This window comes from Nonomuraea sp. NPDC050328 (assembly GCF_044459405.1).
Classification (GTDB): domain Bacteria; phylum Actinomycetota; class Actinomycetes; order Streptosporangiales; family Streptosporangiaceae; genus Nonomuraea.
In genome coordinates, this window is sequence record NZ_JBITIW010000004.1 from 496,082 (window position 1) to 510,461 (window position 14,380).

The following is a 14,380-nucleotide window of genomic DNA, read 5'->3' on the forward strand; positions in this document are numbered from 1 at the left end:
GGGGTTAGGCGGCCAGGAGTTCCGGGCCGACGATCTCGTGTCGCCACTGCTGGCGGGTGGAATGGACCGCGTACCGGGCGGCATCCAGGCTGTGGTCCTCGGCCTTGATCGGGACGTCCTCGCCCTTTTCGGCGTAGTCGGGGTCCCACGAGTAGCCGGGGAACTCCTCGATCAGGCCGGTGCACGAGCGGTGCACGAGCAGCCGGCGCGTGGCCAGCAGGCTGGACACGTTGCGGATGCCGTCGTACACCGTGTTCGAGGCGAGGCGGCTGGCCAGCCCGTCGTGCTGTAGCTGCACGCGGAACGACAGCGCCGAGGGGTCGATGACGACGGCTTCCGGGACGACGCCGCGCAGCTCGGTGCCGGGCACGGGGACGTCGGCGAGCCAGGCGCGCAGGCGTTCGGAGTACTCGACGTCGGTGAGCTGCCGGTGGGCCTTCTTCGACTCGTACCGGAACTCCCGGGTGAGGTAGAGCTTGCGGTCGATGCCGAGGCCCAGGAGCAGCCCGGCGAAGGGGTTGCTGGTGCCGTAGTCGATCCCCAGGGACAGCCAGCGGGTGATGGTGGGGACGGTGTCGACGACGTGGACGTCGGGGTCGAAGCTGTCGTAGACGGCGCCTTCAGCCTGCACCCAGAGCCCGAGGACGGACCTCTTGTAGAAGAGGCCGGTGTACGTCGACGTGATCGTGTCGATGTACGTCTGGTCGAGGTGGATGTTGTCGGCCAGCTTGAAGTGCCAGGCGCGCAGGCCCGTCTGTGCGGGGCGGAGCAGGTACTCCTTGCGGAGCCAGTGCCCGGGGTTGTCCGGGTTCGTGGTGGCGAAGATCTTCGCGCCGGGGACGGAGCAGCGGGCGACGAGCTGGTCGAAGAAGTCGCGCGGCAGCGTGGACGCCTCGTCGACGTACGCGCCCGCGCAGGTCAGGCCTCGGATCTTGGGTTCGGCCTTCGCGTCGTTCGCGCCGATGATGTGGACCGTGCGCCCGAGGATCGTCGCGGTGGCCGCGCCGTTGGTGTAGTGCACCTGGGAGGCGAGGGTGCCGAAGATCTCCGGGTTCTGGAGCGGTGCGAACACGTTGCGGGCGATGCTGTCGCGGGTGCGGCCGACGACGATCAGTTCGCCGGTGGTGGGGGCCTCGGAGACATAGATCAGCCAGCGGATCAGCGAGGCGATCGTCTTCCCGGACCGGACCGAGCCGTGCCACAGGTTGATGCGGGCCTGCGCCTCGACGATGCTCCTGATCTGCTTGGCGCTGACGAGCTGAAGGACCTGGTCAAGACTCATCGTCTGGTGGGAGCTGGTCGTAGGCGGCCTTGAGGCCGGCGGCGAGCGCGCCGAGCATGCCGCGGCCGTCTTCGGCGCCGCCGTGGTCGATGTCGATGAGCTTGGCGTGCTTGTCGACGGCGACGGCGACGGCTCCGAGGATGTCGCGCTTGTCCCGGAAGGGGGGCTCGTCCACCTCGGCGGAGTTGTAGGAGTTGTCCCGGCCGCCGAAGGAGTGCAGGGTGCAGGGCTCCCAGAGTTGCTTGCGGAGTCGTTCGGCGTCGCCGAGGAGGTCGAGGGCGAGCTGGGCGCGGCGGGCCTTGGCGTCGTCGACGCGGGCGGCGGTCGCGGCGCGGGTCTGGGCGCGGTCGAAGCTCAGGCCCATGGCCTTGGCGTGGTGGCTGATGGTGGAGCGGTCGCGGCCGAGCTCCCGGGCGATGGCGTTGCAGCCGTGGCCGGCGGCGTGGAGGTCGCGGATCTGCTGGCGCTCGGCGTCGCTCAGGGGCTGGGCGGGGGGCATGGTCACCCCCTGGACGTGCGAAAGCCCCGCTCGTGGCGGGGCTCGATTGCGGCTGGTGGTCGGTCAGATCATGGTGACCACCTCCGTGTTCCGGGCATGCCGGAAGCGGTTCGATGATGCATCATGGCGGATCTTCGTGTCAATTCACCTGCTCTGACCTGCGACGATACGGCTCGCGCGGGGTTATCCACAGGGCTGATGATCATGCTCGGCCGCTTGCCCCACGAGGCTCCTCGCCCACCTGACGTTCCGTCGGACCGCGCTTGGCCAGCCGCTTCGCCCCCCTCTCCGTGAGGAGACCCGAGACCAGTTCGTCCGGCACCACGCCAACCCGCCGGCGCGCGACCGCCCGACGCATCCGCGTCACCTGCTGCGCGCTCTGCCGGGGCAGGTAGCGGGCCAGCCGGTCCCACTGCGTGATGGGCCAGCACGGCTGCCCGCTCCACCACGTGCCGACGACGCGCTGGGGTGGTTCGCACTGGCCGGTGCACATGATGGCGATCTGGTCGCCGGGCATCTCGACCACGAGCCAGGTGTGCTGGCCGCCTTCGGGGTGTTCCGCGGTGCGGCCTGAGCACCAGGGGCAGACGGCTCGGACGGTCTGGCCCGTGTAGGCCATGCCGAGGGTGCGGGCCACGGTCTCGTACATGCGCCAGAGCGTCTGGTGTGCGTGCCCGGCCCACTCGCCAGGCTCGCCCAGGTCCTCGTGCTCGGCGACCAGGCAGGCGCGGACGAAGTCGAGGTAGGGCCGGATGTCGAGGCTGCCGTACCCGGGGGAGGGCGGCTTGGGCAGGAGCTCGTCGTCGGCCAGGCGGCCGGCGAGGTCGTCGGCGTCGACGAGGAGGTCGAACGCTGTCTGGAGGATGGTGACGTCGAGCGGCGATGGGGTTTCGCCGGGCGCGAGGTCGGTGCGGAGGATGCGTTCCAGTCGTGCCTCGGCGTCGCGTACGGCTCTCGCTTCGGCTCCGATCTCGCTCTGTCTCCAGGGCCGGCGGGTGGCCATGGGGAGGCGGGCGTCGAGGAGGTCGGGCCAGTACTCCGAGATCCATTCGAGGGTCTCGATCGTCGGGTGGGTGGTCACGCGTTCCCCCGGGATGGTGGTCAGACGGTGGTGAGGTCGAACAGCGGGATGAGCTCGTACGAGGGCGGCGGCGGCGGGGCAGCGGGCGCGTGGCAGTCGCAGGGGCAGGTCCAGCGGCACATGCGGTTGGCGAGCCAGATGCTCGCCCACGCATCCGGGGCCGGCGGCACCAGGCCGGGTGGAGTGCGCCATGGCATGGCGTGCTGGTAGTCGAAGGGGAAGCGGGCGTGGTGGCCGCGCCGGTCGAGGATCACGCCTTCGGTGGAGGGGTGCACGGCGCGGTGGTGGCACGTGCCGTGCTGACTCGCCGCGCAGTGTCGGCTGAGCCCGAACTGGCAGGCGCACAGGGCGAGTTGGGGGTCTGCTCGGTATTCGGAGCGCAGGTGGCTGGTCCAGGCGTGCTCGCGGACCCAGGCGGCCTGGGCGGGGGTCATCATGGGCTGCTCCTGGTCAGTGGACGCGGTAGCGGGTCTTGCCGCACCAGGCGCACCGCTGGAGGTGGATGAGGCCGAAGGTCTCGGTGGTGATCCAGCGGTGCCGGTGGAACTTCATCGGCGCCGTCTGCGGTAGGCGCGCTTGATGCGGCGGGCGGCGGGGTGGGTGCGGTTGTGGAAGAGGCGGTAGCCGTACCAGGTCCAGGTGGTGCGGGTGGTCAGCGTGATGGTGAAGCTGCCGTTCGCGGTCCAGCCGTCGACGGCGTCCTCGAAGTCGGGCTCGTCGGGGGTGAGGGTGAGCCCGGGCATGTCGATGGTGCCGAGGTGCGCCCAGGTGGGGGCGTTAAGGTCGGTGTCGGGGGCGGCAATCCAGAGGTCAGCCATGGTTGGGCTCCGCGTCGAGGGCCTGGATGGTGGGGCACGGCCAGGGGGTCTGGTAGTCGGGGTAGTCGTTCTCGGAGCAGTGCCAGCAGTAGGGGCCGTAGTCCTTCTGGGCGTGGAGGGCGCGGACGCGGGCGATGGCGGCCTCGCCCTGCTCGGCACGGGCCAGCAGGGCGACGTGCTCGGTGGCCTGGACGACGGCCAGGCCCTCGGCGCGTAGGCCTTTGAGGGCGTGCTCGGCGTAGCCGTAGAAGCCGGCGTCGGGCGGGGTGGTGGCGAGGGCTTCGGCGACGGCCTGAACGGCGTCCTCGTGGATGTCAGCCACGGCCGCCTCCTCGGCTGATCCGGATGGCCCGTGCGGACGCCGACTCGCCGAGGGAGTAGCGAACGCCGCCGGCGGTGCGCTCGATCACCACAGCCACGTCCCCGGTCTTGGTGGCGTATCCGGCCTCTCCGAGGGTCTCGAAGGACACGTCGATGGTGGCGCCGCTCTGGAGCAGTAGCGCGGTGAGGGCGGTCTTCATCTCCTCGTAGGTGCCGAGCTCAGCCATGGTCGATCACCGCGTCCTTGAGGTAGGCGTCCTGCTCGCGCGCGGCGGCAGGGGCCAACGTTGGCTGGGTGGTGGTCATGTCTGGGGCTCCTTGATGTTGAGGAGGTAGGGCCGGCCGCAGGGTGCGGTGCGCCAGGGGTGGTCTTGGGGTGCGTGTCGGTGAGGGTTGTGGCAGTGGGGGCAGTCGCGGACGAGGAGGTGCATGTCGGCGGTGGTGGGGCTGAAGACGATCTCGGCGTCGGTGCGGGTGCGGGTGATGCAGATTTCGACGGGGGTTCTGGTGGTGGGCCTGGAGCAGACGGTGGCGCAGCCGGTCTCGCATGTGCCGAGGTCTTCGGGTCGTCCGCAGACCAGGCAGATGGTCATGCAGTGGGTGGTGGGCGGCTTGGGGAGTCCGAGGGTGTGGTTGCGGGGTCGCGAGGCGGGCTTGGGTGGTGTGGGAGAGGTGGGGGTGGGGTTGTCGTCCCAGAGGGTGGGCTGCTCCAGGAGGGCGGTTTGGGGGCTCATGGGAGGGCCTCGCGGGGGGTGTTCGGGGACGGGCTGTCCCCCTGTCCCCTCCTATAAAGGGAGGGGACAGGGGACAGGTCTGCCTGGGGACGGTGGGGGACTGCGGTGGGGACAGGCCTGAGGTGCGTTTTTGTGGTTTCGGGGGACAGGTGGGGACAGGTGTGGGGACAGCCGGGGAGGCGAGTGTGACGGGGACAGACAAAACGCCCATTAGTGGTCATTCGGTCAGGGCTCCTTGGGCGGGTTTCTGGGCCGCCTTGAGCGCCGCCACGACCTCCGAAATCGCGGCGTTCTTCCCCGGCAGCGGCACCTTGCGCTGAGCCGCCCACGCCTTCAGCGCGTCACGTCCGAGCCCGGCCGGGACGCCACGCATCAGCAGCTCGTCGACGAACGTCTGGACCTTCTGCCGGTGCGCGTCGGCGATGCTGCCGTCGGTCAGCTCGTGCCGGGTACGGCCGGGCAGCCACGCGCCGGCGGTCCGGTCACGCTCACCGCGGCGCGTGAGGTGGACGACGTCCTCACCCAGGCCGGTCCGGGTGTGGGTGCGGGTCAGCCGGAGGCGGGTGGTGATGGCCTCGATGGTGTCGGTGTAGGAGCGGGTCTCGTCGTAGGCGACGAGTTCCCACACGTGGTCGACGTCCTGGGTCTTCGCGCTGGAGCCGCGGCTGCCCTTCTCGGCGTCCTTGCCGAAGTGGTCGAGCCTGAGACTCGCGACGCCGCGGGCCTTGAGCGGCTCGTGGATGCGCCGGTACAGCTCCAGCCAGGTGTCGGAGTCGTTCTCCTTGCCTGAGATGAAGCGGCTGACGGTGTCGAGGATGACGACGTCCGGCTTGGCCTGGTCGATGAGGGCGAGCATCTCCTTGGCGGCCTGCTCGCTGGCGTTGAGGGCGCCGGTGAAGCGGGGGAAGAGCCGGTAGTCCAGGCGGTCGCCGAGGATCTGGAGGTCGTCGTGGGTGGCGCCGAGGGCGATGAGGCGGGTGGTGATGTCTCGGAGGGTGTTCTCGCGGTCGAAGTACAGGACGCGGACGGGGTCGCGGGGCTGGTCGCCGAACGCGGGCCGGCCGGTGATCGCCCGCCAGATCCAGTCCAGGGTGAACAGGCTCTTGCCGACCTTGCCGTCGCCCACCAAGGCGGCCTGCTGGCCGCGCTCCAGGAGCCGGCCGGGCAGCCAGTCGATCGCGGTGAAGTCGGTGGTGAACGCGGCGGTCCAGTCGACGCGAGGGAAGCGGTCGTCGGTGGGGCGGCCAGTGGCGAGTTCGGTGGCGGCCTTGTCGAGGAGGTCGCGGGTCTCGGCGAGGATGCCATCGATGTCGTCCACGTCGTCGTGGGCGAGGCGTTGGGCGGCGCGGGCGACGGATTCCTGGGCAGCGCGGTGGCGGGCCTTGCGGGCGACGGTGTGGGCGTGGTGGGTGAAGTCGAGGTTGGGGACGATTCCGCCGACCTGGTGAAGCTCGAAGATGTACTCGCGGTTGCCCACGCGGGGCAGGTCGCCGGCGCGGGCGAGGTGGTTGGCCAGTGCGATGGGGTCTGTGGGTGACCAGTCTTCGGCGAGGTCGAGGAGCGCCCGGTAGATGATCTGGTGAGCTGGCCGGTAGAAGAGCGCCGGGTCGGGGAGGGTAGCGCGCGCTTCCCGGACAACGGCGGGGTCGTCCATGCACTTGCCGAGGACCGCCTTCTCCGCGTCGAGATCGTGCGGCGGTTCGGTGATGGTCACGTGCGCTCCGGGTGGTTCAGAAGAGGTGTCGGGGCCGGGGTCGCTGGCGGGCTACGGCGGGGCCTCGCGGGCGTGGCGTTCGAGGTGGGGCAGGTCCTCGGCGGGGATGTCGGGGATGGTCCGGCCGGTGGTGCGTGCGCGTTGCCGGGTGAGGAAGCGCTGGACGACGTCCTTGGGGACGTCGGGGGCGTGGATGAGGTCCCAGAGGTTGATCACGTAGGTCATGAGCTGCTCCTGAGCCTGCGGTTGCGCTCCTGCTGTTCGGCGACGGTGGCCTTGGCTGCGGCCTGGGCCTGGGGGGATGCGCGCTTCTTGCCGGAGGCGATGTGTCGGGCGTCGATGACCCAGGAGTCGGCCAGGGAGGCGTAGGCGTTGAGGGGCTGGTAGGTGGGGCACTCGCGGCAGTAGCAGCGGCCGACACACGGCGGGTCGACGGGCTCGGGCCGACCGGCCAGCGCGCTGGGCGTGTGCGCGGGGCAGCGCGGGCCCTGGATGTATGGGCGCGCCGGTACGGCGCCGCAGCGGGTTGCTGTGGCGCCGTACCAGTGGGTGCATGGTCCGGTCACGCGGGGACCGGGGCGAGCTCGTACGTCTCGGTGGGGTGGCCGAGGGCGAGCCGTACGAGGGCGGCGGTGCCGGGGCAGCCGTCCCATGTTGAGACGACGACGTGGCCGCCCTGGCGTTCGGTCAGGGTGATGGTGGCGCGTGGCCGCGGGGGGACGGGCCCGGCCGTGCGGCCGGGCCCGATGGTGCTCATGGTCACGGTCACGCGCTCGCCGGGGCGCCGTGCAGAACCTCGATGCCGAGGCCCTCCTCGACCTGCTTGACCACGCTCAGGACCGCGTCGCGCAGCACCGCGGCGGGGTCGCCGAGCAGGTAGGTGACGTACAACTGGCCGCGCTCGACCCGGTAGCGGAACCGGGCCTCGATCCCGTAGACGACGGGGTCCTCCCCCTCGGGGATCGGGAGGTCCAGGCACTGGATGGCGATCTTGAAGGAGGTGGGGACCTTGAGGTTGCCCTTGGCGCCCGCGGTGGCGTCGGTGGTTTCCTCCCAGACGAGGTTGGTGTCGCCGGTGGAGAGCCGGGTCGCCGAGGCGAAGGACACCTTGGTCTTGGCCTGGAAGGTGGAGGCGATCTCCAGCATGTCGGCGGCGGCCGGCTCGCGGATGTCGGCGAGGTGGTCCTCGATGAACTCGGCGAACTCGCGCTGGGTGAGCTGCTTGCGGTCGTTGGCCAGCCAGGCGTTCCACGAGTCGGTGGTGGCCAGGCGGAGGTGCAGGCGGTGGTGGCCCCAGCGGGGGCCGTCCTTGGTGTGGGCGTCGAGGATGGTGGTGATGGTGCGCCGGGTGACGTCGACGTAGGTCTCGCTGTCGTCGTCGGCGTGCTTGGTGTAGTAGGCCGCGTAGCTGGCGACGTTGGTGACGATGGTGTCGCCGGTCTTGCGCTGGGGGGCGGCGAGGCGGCTGGTGTAGGCCGGGCTGGCGAGGTCGACGAGCTCGGGGCCGTGCTCGGTGGGGAAGGCGTAGAGCTTGCCGGGCTCCAGCTCGGTCGCCTGAGCCTGGGCGCGGGCGGCGTGCTGGGCGATCTCGATGACGGCGTCGTTCTCGGTGCGCTCGGTGTGCTCGGTGGTCACTTGGCCACTTCCTTGGGGTCGATGTTGGTGGTGGTCCGGCCGACTTCGCGGAGGCCGGGGATGGTGGTCTGGCGGGGGTCGTCGCGGACGAGGTTGTAGTCCTGGTCGGCGAAGAAGACGGCGGCGGCCGGGGTGGGGCGGGGGGACTTGAGGTTGACGTCGCCGGAGACGGTGAGGGCGTGGTCGCTGCCCTTGAGGGGCTCGATGGTGATGGTGAGGACGACCTGGCCCTTCTTGCCGGTCTCGCGGACGGCCTCGACGCAGTCCTGGAGGGCGTCGGCCGCGTCGTTGGCGACCTGGCCGTTGCGGATGTCGCGGAGGATGTCGGCGAACGGCCGCGTCTGGCCGGGGCCGTTGTTGGTCGGGGTGCTCACAGGAGTCCTTCCAGGTCGGTGGCGGTGGTGATGAGGACGAGGCGCATGCCGAGCGCGCGGGCGATCCGGTCGGCGTCGGCCAGGGTGGTCTTGACGAGCCCGGTCTCGCGGCCGCCGAGCGCGGCCGGGGACATGCCGATGAAGCGGGCGAGGCCGGCCTGTGTGTTGCCGAGGGCGAGGCGACGCGCACGCAGCTCGTGGACGAGCGGGTGCACCCGCCGGCGGCGGGCCATCACGCGACCGCCTGCCGCTGCGTGCGGAGGGCGGCGGCGTACCGCTGCACGGTCCGCTCGGTCACCCCGAGCTCCCAGGCGATCCGGCGCGTGCTGAGCGGCGGCCGGATCGCGGCGAGCTCGGCGTACTGCTCCATGAACCGGCGGGCGGCCGGCCGGGTCGGCCGCCACGTCGAGGGCTGGATGCGGCGGGGGAACCGCTCGATGGTGCCGTGCTCCTGGTGGCGCTCGTAGCAGGCCAGGATCAGGCCGCGCCCCTGGTGGCGGCCGGTCTTACCGCAGCAGGCGCAGGTGATGGTGGGGCGGACGCGGTCCATCAGATGACCACCTGCGGCCAGTCCACCTTGGCCAGCGCGTCACGCTGTGCCTTCGGCAGCTCAACGAGCGGCGACCCGAGGCGGTCGAGCCCGGCGGCGCGCAGCCACCAGGCGTCCACCTGGTTGTCGTCCCGGAGGTCGAGCTCGGCGCGCTTGATGAGCGCGACGCGCATGTCCGGCTTGGTGGCGTTGCCTCGGCCGGTGGCGTACTTCTTCAGCGTCGTCGGGGGTATGGCGACGTACGGCACGCCGAGCGCGGTCAGACGGTAGGCGATGTGCCACCACAGCCCGGCCGCCTCGTGGTGCCCGGCGCCGAGCGCCCGCGAGTAGGCCGGGCCCTCGATCACGATCAGGTCGGCGGCCTGGACGGTGCCGTCGCCGAGGATGTCGTTGGCGATCCAGGAGAAGCGGTCGCAGCCGCGAAGGTCGCCGGAGCGGATGGTGCGGGTGCCGGTGGCGTCGGCCACGCCGGTGGCGGTGAGCGACAGGTCGAGGCCGACCACGACGGGAGTCATCGCTGGCCCGCCCAGTGCTCGACGACCTCACGGGCCTGAACCATCGCCTGGTTGAAGTCGCCCAGAGTCGGGGCCCCGATGAGCCGGTCGAGGACATGCCGGTAGGCGTTGCGCTCGTCCAGAACGTCGTTGAGCACGGGCTGGTCGGCCGGCGCGGTGAGGCCGTGCTCGGCCTCCAGCACGCTGGCCGCGGTCGTCGCCGCGGTGGCCAGCTCGCGCGCCCACACCGGGTCATCGAGCAACAGCTCCTGGGTGGCCGAGAGCGTGAGCGGCACGGCGGGCCGCCCTTCGGCGACGTACTCCAGGGCGCCGGCGTGCGGCTTGCCCAGGAGGGGGTGGCGCGCGGTGCGCACGAGGTGCGTCATGCCAGGGCCTCCGAACGGGTGTAGGGGATGAGGGGCCACTCCTCGCGCCCGTCGAAGGGCGCGCCCTGCCGGGCCCGGTAGGCGCGGTGGCTGCGTGTCTGGTCAGCGTTCGCGGTCACCTGGAGCTCGTGCAGCTCGGTGAGGGAGAGTCCGCCGAGCTCGGCGAACCGGCGGGCGACGTCGGGCTTGAACCCGAACACCTTCATCAGCCAGTCCGCGGGCCGCTGGGCGAGCTGGGCCATCCGCCACGCCACGCGGCCGGCCGCGAGCGCGTCGCCGGTGGCGTCGTGCGCGTCCTCGATCGAGACCGAGTAGCGGGCGCACAGCGCGGTCAGGGTGCGCTTGCCGGGCCGGAACGGGTCGAGGTACTTGTCGAGCACCATGACGTCGATGACTGGGGCGATGGCCCCGTCGAGCCGGTCCGACAGCGTAGGCGCGCCGAGGCGGCGGCATCCGCGGTCGAGCATCGTGAAGTCGAACTGCACCTTCATGCCGACCAGAGGCCAGCCGAGGCCGGCGCTGTCGGCGAGGTTCCCGGCGAGGACGTCGAGAGCTTCGGCAGGGTCGACGCCCTCGGCCGCGCACCGCTCGCGGGTGATGCCGTGCACGGCAGCGGCGCCCTCGGGGATGTCGACGCCGTGGTCGAGAATCCAGGACTTCCGGCTGAGCCCGGCGCGGCCCTTGGACGGGTCGATCCACGCGAGGGACGCCTGCACGATCAGGTCGTTCTCGACGTCGACGCCGGTGGTCTCGGTGTCCCAGGGCGTCATGCGCAGGTTGTCGGTCCAGGCGGTCATCGGTCGCCGCCCGAGCGCTCCTTGCCGATGCGCACGACCATCGCGCCGACCTGCTCGTCGTCGCCGACCTCGTTCGTCACCAGCGCGGCGAGCTGGCCGGTCTGCTTCAGCTCGTGATGGATCTGCCGTAGCCGGTTCGCGCTCGTGCGCGGGTCGGTGATCTCCTCCACGTAGCTGGCCGCTGGCCGTACGCTGGCCTCGCCGCGCTCGATGTACTGCGAGTCGGGGTCCGGGTCACCGGTCGGCACCATCGCGGCGGTCAGGAGCAGCACGCGCAGCGCGACGGACTGCGCCTTGGCGGTGCCCTTGTCGGCCGAGTCGAGCGCCTCGCCCGCCGTCTGGAGCGTGGAGGGCAGCGTGTCCCCGGCCGGGCCGATCACCATCCACGTCACGACCACCGTGCACTCGCGCTGCACCTTGTTGTTGCTGTTCTTGAAGTCGCGGTAGGACGCGTCCACGTGAACGGGCAGCACGAGTACGCCGTGACGGCGCAGCACCGGGGCGAAGGCGTTCACCGTCCGGTCGACGCCGCGGAAGTTGTAGCGCGTGCCCGCGGCGTTGTAGAGCTCGTTCTTGCCGATCTTGCGGATGTCGCCCATGACGCGCGACCAGGCGACATGCACCGGCACCGCCTCGGGGCCGCCCTCGGGCACGTCCAGCTCGATGTCGGGCAGCACCTCCACGCTGGTGGCCGGGGCGGCGGCCGGGGCCGCGGGGGTGGTGTCGTCGGGGCGGGCCAGAGCCGCCGCGCGGTCCTTCAGGGTGGTCACAGGGCCTCCGTCAGCCGGTGGGACTTGGCGATGTCGATGCGCCGCGACACCGTGTCGCTGACGCAGGCGGCGTAGGCGTCGGGGAACTCCTCGGCCAGCCGGGCGAGGTTCACCGAGGCGCGCGAGCTGGCCTTGTAGCCGTAGGCGTATTCGTTGCCGAACGCGCCCATCTCGGCGTCGCCGAGCAGCTCGACCAGGCGGGCCTTGGCGGTGTCCTTCCGCTTCTTGCCGGCCTTCTCCTCCAGGCGGCCGGACTCGTACTCCAGCAACTGCTCGTAGGCGTCGGTGCCGTCGAGGGCGGCCACGCCGTCACGGTTCGGGTTGAGCTGCTCGTACAGCTCGACCAGCCGGTCGGGGTCGCCGGTGGAGTCGGGCACCCGCCCGGCCTTGATGTCGGCCCAGAGCCGGTCGCAGACGGCGACGATGTCGGCGATGAGCGCCTCGTTGCCGTCGCGGCGGATGACGTACTGGCGGTAGTCGTTGCCGCCGATGAGGCAGGCGACGTGGATGTGGTCGTAGCCGGTGACGGCGATCTGCCACAGCACCTGGGCGAGCACGTCGTCGGGGACTTCGCGCCGCCACTTGCCGGCGACGAACGCGTTGCGCGTCTTGACCTCCAGCGCGCACCGCTCGTGCACGTCGGGGGAGAGGGGGCATTCGGTGACGCGCCGGTCGAGGGTGCACATGCGGTGGGGGGCGTCCTGGTGGGCGACGATGCCGACGCGGCGGACGACGGACCGGTTGCGGCGGGCCCACTCGCGGGCGACGGTCTCCTCGTGGAGGTTCCCCCACAGGGCGGGTTCGCCGGCGTCGTCGTCGGTGGGGAGGTCGCCGCGCTTGTCGTAGTAGACGTGCTGGGCGGTCTTGTAGCCGACGCCGAGGGCGTCGGCGACGTCGCTGCTGCCGATGCCGTTGCGGCGGGCGGCGAGCCAGTCGGCGCGGTCGGCGCTGGCGGGCAGGACGAGGTAGGCGGTCGGGGTGATCCGCCGGGGTGCGGTGATGGTCACGAGCGGCTGCTTTCGGTGGCCGTGAGCTCGCCCAGGGGAGGGCCCCCCGCCCAGGTGAAGGCGGGGGTGTCGTGCTCGTCGGGGGTGAAGGCCTCGCACCAGTCGGCGGCGTCGATGGTGTCCGCGGTGTCGCGGTCGTCGAGGCGGGCCTGCCGGGCATGGAGGTGACCCTGCAGGCGTGCGAGGAGGCGGGTCACTGGTCACCGGCCCGGGGGAGGATGCGCATGATCGCGTGCGGGCCCACCGTGATCCCCCAGTTGCCCGACCACGCGGTCCGGGCGCCCGCGCCGAGCACGCCGCGCAGGCTGCCCTTGTACGGCTCGAACCGGTCGATCACGTGGTGCTCGCCGAGGTGCACGAGGACGTCGCCGACGGCCAGGTCCTGGCCGTGGATCGGCTGGCCCCACTCCGGGCGGCCACTCTCCGGCAGCTCAGGCAGGCCGTCCGGCTGCTTGCGGCGGCCACGGCGCGGCGTGGTGCTGGCGTCGTGCTGGAACTGGCCGCCGTACCACGCCCGCTGCGCCTGCGACCGCTCGACCGGCTTGGCCTCGCGCTCGGCGCGCTTGAGCGCGTTGTACTCGCGGACCGCGGCCAGGCAGGCGTCGCAGGACTCGACCTTGCGGTAGCGGTGCTGCTTGTAGCCCTTCATGGTGCCGTGCTCGATCCCGGCGGACTGGCCGATGACGCTCATCGGTCACCGCCCGACAAGCCGAGCGCGTTGCGCCCCTCGTCCGTCAGGCCGAACCGGACGACCGATTCGCGGTCCGGGCCGACCCGGACCGTGGAGCCGTCCTGGCAGCCCCAGCCGCTGTAGTCGGTCCACGCCTCCAGCGAAGCCCACCGGCCATCAGCGAGTTCGAGGACGGCGTACAGCTCCAGCTCGTTGCCGGTGGCGCCCGGCTTCCACGGTTCGCCGTAGTACGAGATCGCGAACGCGTCCACCCTGGCGACGCCGGCCGCCGCGATCGGGGCAGCCTGCACGGCGGGGAAAGAGGCGGTCGCGGTGTCGCGCGCGCTCTCTTCGATGGCCGTCTCCCAGTCGGAGGCGTCGGTGCCCTCCGGGATCCAGGTGTAGGTCTCGTGCTCGCTCATCGGCCACCGCCGAAGCATCCGCCCGACACGAGGTCCAGCTCCATGCCGATCGGCACGACCACGAGCTGCGCGCGGGTACGGCAGCGCACGTCCTGGAAGCACACCGCCAACACGCCCGGCAGCGGCGCGTGCACGCGGTCCACGCGGACCGGGTCGCCGCCGTTCCACTCGGGGGCGGAGACGACGAGCTGCGACTGGAGGTCGAACGCCACCATCAGCGCACCGCCGTCGTGATCGCAGCGTGCGCGCTGCAGGTGCGGCCGGCGCTCTCGCAGTCGACGCACTCGACCGGCTCGGCACGGACCAGCTCGTGCTTGGGCACGTAAGCCTGCACCTCGATGCGGACCCCGGCCCAGATGACCTCAGGGAGACCGAGGTGCAGGCCGTGGTCCGACGTCGACTCGATGATCGATGCCGGGTCGATGCCGAGCGCCTTGGCGAACGCGGCCAGCCCTTCCCGGGACGCCTCCTCGGTCTTGAGGTGGAGGCCGGCGTGCAGGTGATCGGGCCGGTAGGGGACGGCGCGCCAGTGCGCGAGCGGGAGGCTCGGGTCGGTGAGCGCCTGCGCGACGTGGAGCGTGTGCCGGTAGACGAGCAGGTCGGCGTGCTCGTCGCTCAGCGGCTCGGGGGAGTCGAAGCCGTAGTCGGCCAGCGTGGCGTCGGGGTAGACCGCGCGGATGCGGGTGAGCTGCTTGCGGGCCTCTGCGAGCGGCAGCATGTCGGTCGCGCCGAGCAGGCTGTCGCCGTCGCGCAGGAGGATGGCCACGTGCGGCGGCTGGGGTGCGATGATGGTCATGACTCGTGTCCCTTCAAGGACGAGTAGGGG

The 14,380-nt window shown here is 71.5% G+C and carries 26 protein-coding genes; all 26 read right to left on the reverse strand.

What is annotated here, in order from left to right; genetic code table 11:
• Positions 1 to 4: 4 nt before the first annotated feature.
• Positions 5 to 1,282 (reverse strand): PBSX family phage terminase large subunit, encoded by a 1,278-nt coding sequence (locus tag ACIBG7_RS18680; protein WP_397336989.1) that lies wholly within the window; start codon positions 1,280 to 1,282, stop codon positions 5 to 7.
• On the reverse strand, positions 1,272 to 1,781 hold the full coding sequence (locus ACIBG7_RS18685; protein ID WP_397336990.1) for a helix-turn-helix domain-containing protein: 510 nt from the start codon (positions 1,779 to 1,781) through the stop codon (positions 1,272 to 1,274). Before ACIBG7_RS18685 ends, ACIBG7_RS18680 begins: the two co-directional genes overlap by 11 nt.
• Positions 1,782 to 1,983: 202 nt before the next feature.
• Positions 1,984 to 2,862: a hypothetical protein gene (locus tag ACIBG7_RS18690; protein ID WP_397336991.1), complete on the reverse strand. Its 879-nt coding sequence runs from the start codon at positions 2,860 to 2,862 to the stop codon at positions 1,984 to 1,986.
• A gap of 20 nt (positions 2,863 to 2,882) precedes the next feature.
• Positions 2,883 to 3,299 carry a DUF6248 family natural product biosynthesis protein gene (locus tag ACIBG7_RS18695; RefSeq protein WP_397336992.1) on the reverse strand — a complete coding sequence of 139 codons (417 nt, stop codon included), beginning with the start codon at positions 3,297 to 3,299 and terminating at the stop codon, positions 2,883 to 2,885.
• A 111-nt stretch (positions 3,300 to 3,410) separates the two neighbouring features.
• Complete coding sequence (locus ACIBG7_RS18700; protein WP_397336993.1) at positions 3,411 to 3,680, reverse strand: hypothetical protein; 270 nt, start codon at positions 3,678 to 3,680, stop codon at positions 3,411 to 3,413.
• Complete coding sequence (locus tag ACIBG7_RS18705; RefSeq protein ID WP_397336994.1) at positions 3,673 to 4,002, reverse strand: hypothetical protein; 330 nt, start codon at positions 4,000 to 4,002, stop codon at positions 3,673 to 3,675. The genes ACIBG7_RS18700 and ACIBG7_RS18705 overlap by 8 nt, the downstream gene beginning before the upstream one ends.
• Complete coding sequence (locus tag ACIBG7_RS18710) at positions 3,995 to 4,228, reverse strand: hypothetical protein (RefSeq protein ID WP_397336995.1); 234 nt, start codon at positions 4,226 to 4,228, stop codon at positions 3,995 to 3,997. The genes ACIBG7_RS18705 and ACIBG7_RS18710 overlap by 8 nt, the downstream gene beginning before the upstream one ends.
• 75 nt (positions 4,229 to 4,303) lie before the next feature.
• Positions 4,304 to 4,735 carry a hypothetical protein gene (locus ACIBG7_RS18715; protein WP_397336996.1) on the reverse strand — a complete coding sequence of 144 codons (432 nt, stop codon included), beginning with the start codon at positions 4,733 to 4,735 and terminating at the stop codon, positions 4,304 to 4,306.
• Positions 4,736 to 4,952: 217 nt separating this feature from the next.
• Complete coding sequence (locus tag ACIBG7_RS18720; protein WP_397336998.1) at positions 4,953 to 6,449, reverse strand: AAA family ATPase; 1,497 nt, start codon at positions 6,447 to 6,449, stop codon at positions 4,953 to 4,955.
• Between the two features lie 51 nt (positions 6,450 to 6,500).
• Positions 6,501 to 6,674 carry a hypothetical protein gene (locus ACIBG7_RS18725; protein WP_397336999.1) on the reverse strand — a complete coding sequence of 58 codons (174 nt, stop codon included), beginning with the start codon at positions 6,672 to 6,674 and terminating at the stop codon, positions 6,501 to 6,503.
• Positions 6,671 to 7,015, reverse strand: coding sequence for a hypothetical protein (locus ACIBG7_RS18730; RefSeq protein ID WP_397337000.1), 345 nt, complete (start codon positions 7,013 to 7,015; stop codon positions 6,671 to 6,673). Before ACIBG7_RS18730 ends, ACIBG7_RS18725 begins: the two co-directional genes overlap by 4 nt.
• Positions 7,012 to 7,206: a hypothetical protein gene (locus tag ACIBG7_RS18735; protein ID WP_397337001.1), complete on the reverse strand. Its 195-nt coding sequence runs from the start codon at positions 7,204 to 7,206 to the stop codon at positions 7,012 to 7,014. The genes ACIBG7_RS18730 and ACIBG7_RS18735 overlap by 4 nt, the downstream gene beginning before the upstream one ends.
• An 8-nt stretch (positions 7,207 to 7,214) precedes the next feature.
• Complete coding sequence (locus ACIBG7_RS18740) at positions 7,215 to 8,084, reverse strand: DUF2303 family protein (protein ID WP_397337002.1); 870 nt, start codon at positions 8,082 to 8,084, stop codon at positions 7,215 to 7,217.
• Positions 8,081 to 8,458 (reverse strand): hypothetical protein, encoded by a 378-nt coding sequence (locus ACIBG7_RS18745; RefSeq protein ID WP_397337003.1) that lies wholly within the window; start codon positions 8,456 to 8,458, stop codon positions 8,081 to 8,083. The genes ACIBG7_RS18740 and ACIBG7_RS18745 overlap by 4 nt, the downstream gene beginning before the upstream one ends.
• A complete protein-coding gene (locus ACIBG7_RS18750; RefSeq protein ID WP_397337129.1) occupies positions 8,455 to 8,691 on the reverse strand; it encodes a helix-turn-helix domain-containing protein in 237 nt (78 codons plus the stop codon). The genes ACIBG7_RS18745 and ACIBG7_RS18750 overlap by 4 nt, the downstream gene beginning before the upstream one ends.
• On the reverse strand, positions 8,691 to 9,008 hold the full coding sequence (locus tag ACIBG7_RS18755) for a hypothetical protein (RefSeq protein WP_397336539.1): 318 nt from the start codon (positions 9,006 to 9,008) through the stop codon (positions 8,691 to 8,693). The genes ACIBG7_RS18750 and ACIBG7_RS18755 overlap by 1 nt, the downstream gene beginning before the upstream one ends.
• The gene (locus ACIBG7_RS18760; protein ID WP_397337004.1) at positions 9,008 to 9,523 is read right to left on the reverse strand and encodes a hypothetical protein; all 516 of its coding nucleotides are present in this window, start codon (positions 9,521 to 9,523) and stop codon (positions 9,008 to 9,010) included. Before ACIBG7_RS18760 ends, ACIBG7_RS18755 begins: the two co-directional genes overlap by 1 nt.
• On the reverse strand, positions 9,520 to 9,888 hold the full coding sequence (locus ACIBG7_RS18765) for a hypothetical protein (protein ID WP_397337006.1): 369 nt from the start codon (positions 9,886 to 9,888) through the stop codon (positions 9,520 to 9,522). Before ACIBG7_RS18765 ends, ACIBG7_RS18760 begins: the two co-directional genes overlap by 4 nt.
• Positions 9,885 to 10,685 (reverse strand): exonuclease domain-containing protein, encoded by an 801-nt coding sequence (locus ACIBG7_RS18770; protein WP_397337007.1) that lies wholly within the window; start codon positions 10,683 to 10,685, stop codon positions 9,885 to 9,887. Before ACIBG7_RS18770 ends, ACIBG7_RS18765 begins: the two co-directional genes overlap by 4 nt.
• Positions 10,682 to 11,455 carry an ERF family protein gene (locus ACIBG7_RS18775; protein WP_397337008.1) on the reverse strand — a complete coding sequence of 258 codons (774 nt, stop codon included), beginning with the start codon at positions 11,453 to 11,455 and terminating at the stop codon, positions 10,682 to 10,684. The genes ACIBG7_RS18770 and ACIBG7_RS18775 overlap by 4 nt, the downstream gene beginning before the upstream one ends.
• Positions 11,452 to 12,462, reverse strand: coding sequence for a YqaJ viral recombinase family protein (locus tag ACIBG7_RS18780; protein WP_397337009.1), 1,011 nt, complete (start codon positions 12,460 to 12,462; stop codon positions 11,452 to 11,454). Before ACIBG7_RS18780 ends, ACIBG7_RS18775 begins: the two co-directional genes overlap by 4 nt.
• Positions 12,459 to 12,659: a hypothetical protein gene (locus tag ACIBG7_RS18785; RefSeq protein WP_397337010.1), complete on the reverse strand. Its 201-nt coding sequence runs from the start codon at positions 12,657 to 12,659 to the stop codon at positions 12,459 to 12,461. Before ACIBG7_RS18785 ends, ACIBG7_RS18780 begins: the two co-directional genes overlap by 4 nt.
• Complete coding sequence (locus ACIBG7_RS18790; protein WP_397337011.1) at positions 12,656 to 13,153, reverse strand: hypothetical protein; 498 nt, start codon at positions 13,151 to 13,153, stop codon at positions 12,656 to 12,658. The genes ACIBG7_RS18785 and ACIBG7_RS18790 overlap by 4 nt, the downstream gene beginning before the upstream one ends.
• Entirely contained in the window at positions 13,150 to 13,554 is a 405-nt protein-coding gene (locus tag ACIBG7_RS18795; protein WP_397337012.1) for a hypothetical protein, read from the reverse strand. Before ACIBG7_RS18795 ends, ACIBG7_RS18790 begins: the two co-directional genes overlap by 4 nt.
• Positions 13,551 to 13,769 (reverse strand): hypothetical protein, encoded by a 219-nt coding sequence (locus tag ACIBG7_RS18800; RefSeq protein ID WP_397337013.1) that lies wholly within the window; start codon positions 13,767 to 13,769, stop codon positions 13,551 to 13,553. Before ACIBG7_RS18800 ends, ACIBG7_RS18795 begins: the two co-directional genes overlap by 4 nt.
• On the reverse strand, positions 13,769 to 14,350 hold the full coding sequence (locus ACIBG7_RS18805) for a hypothetical protein (protein ID WP_397337014.1): 582 nt from the start codon (positions 14,348 to 14,350) through the stop codon (positions 13,769 to 13,771). The genes ACIBG7_RS18800 and ACIBG7_RS18805 overlap by 1 nt, the downstream gene beginning before the upstream one ends.
• Positions 14,351 to 14,380: the final 30 nt, after the last annotated feature.

Excerpts from the sequence above, each read along its gene's own strand:
- ACIBG7_RS18680 (WP_397336989.1), bottom strand. The coding sequence starts at position 1,282 with ATGAGTCTTGACCAGGTCCTTCAGCTCGTCAGCGCCAAGCAGATCAGG.
- ACIBG7_RS18685 (WP_397336990.1), bottom strand. The coding sequence starts at position 1,781 with ATGCCCCCCGCCCAGCCCCTGAGCGACGCCGAGCGCCAGCAGATCCGC.
- ACIBG7_RS18695 (WP_397336992.1), bottom strand. The coding sequence starts at position 3,299 with ATGATGACCCCCGCCCAGGCCGCCTGGGTCCGCGAGCACGCCTGGACC.
- ACIBG7_RS18700 (WP_397336993.1), bottom strand. The coding sequence starts at position 3,680 with ATGGCTGACCTCTGGATTGCCGCCCCCGACACCGACCTTAACGCCCCC.
- ACIBG7_RS18710 (WP_397336995.1), bottom strand. The coding sequence starts at position 4,228 with ATGGCTGAGCTCGGCACCTACGAGGAGATGAAGACCGCCCTCACCGCG.
- ACIBG7_RS18715 (WP_397336996.1), bottom strand. The coding sequence starts at position 4,735 with ATGAGCCCCCAAACCGCCCTCCTGGAGCAGCCCACCCTCTGGGACGAC.
- ACIBG7_RS18725 (WP_397336999.1), bottom strand. The coding sequence starts at position 6,674 with ATGACCTACGTGATCAACCTCTGGGACCTCATCCACGCCCCCGACGTC.
- ACIBG7_RS18735 (WP_397337001.1), bottom strand. The coding sequence starts at position 7,206 with ATGAGCACCATCGGGCCCGGCCGCACGGCCGGGCCCGTCCCCCCGCGG.
- ACIBG7_RS18750 (WP_397337129.1), bottom strand. The coding sequence starts at position 8,691 with ATGGCCCGCCGCCGGCGGGTGCACCCGCTCGTCCACGAGCTGCGTGCG.
- ACIBG7_RS18755 (WP_397336539.1), bottom strand. The coding sequence starts at position 9,008 with ATGGACCGCGTCCGCCCCACCATCACCTGCGCCTGCTGCGGTAAGACC.
- ACIBG7_RS18760 (WP_397337004.1), bottom strand. The coding sequence starts at position 9,523 with ATGACTCCCGTCGTGGTCGGCCTCGACCTGTCGCTCACCGCCACCGGC.
- ACIBG7_RS18765 (WP_397337006.1), bottom strand. The coding sequence starts at position 9,888 with ATGACGCACCTCGTGCGCACCGCGCGCCACCCCCTCCTGGGCAAGCCG.
- ACIBG7_RS18770 (WP_397337007.1), bottom strand. The coding sequence starts at position 10,685 with ATGACCGCCTGGACCGACAACCTGCGCATGACGCCCTGGGACACCGAG.
- ACIBG7_RS18790 (WP_397337011.1), bottom strand. The coding sequence starts at position 13,153 with ATGAGCGTCATCGGCCAGTCCGCCGGGATCGAGCACGGCACCATGAAG.
- ACIBG7_RS18795 (WP_397337012.1), bottom strand. The coding sequence starts at position 13,554 with ATGAGCGAGCACGAGACCTACACCTGGATCCCGGAGGGCACCGACGCC.
- ACIBG7_RS18800 (WP_397337013.1), bottom strand. The coding sequence starts at position 13,769 with ATGGTGGCGTTCGACCTCCAGTCGCAGCTCGTCGTCTCCGCCCCCGAG.
- ACIBG7_RS18805 (WP_397337014.1), bottom strand. The coding sequence starts at position 14,350 with ATGACCATCATCGCACCCCAGCCGCCGCACGTGGCCATCCTCCTGCGC.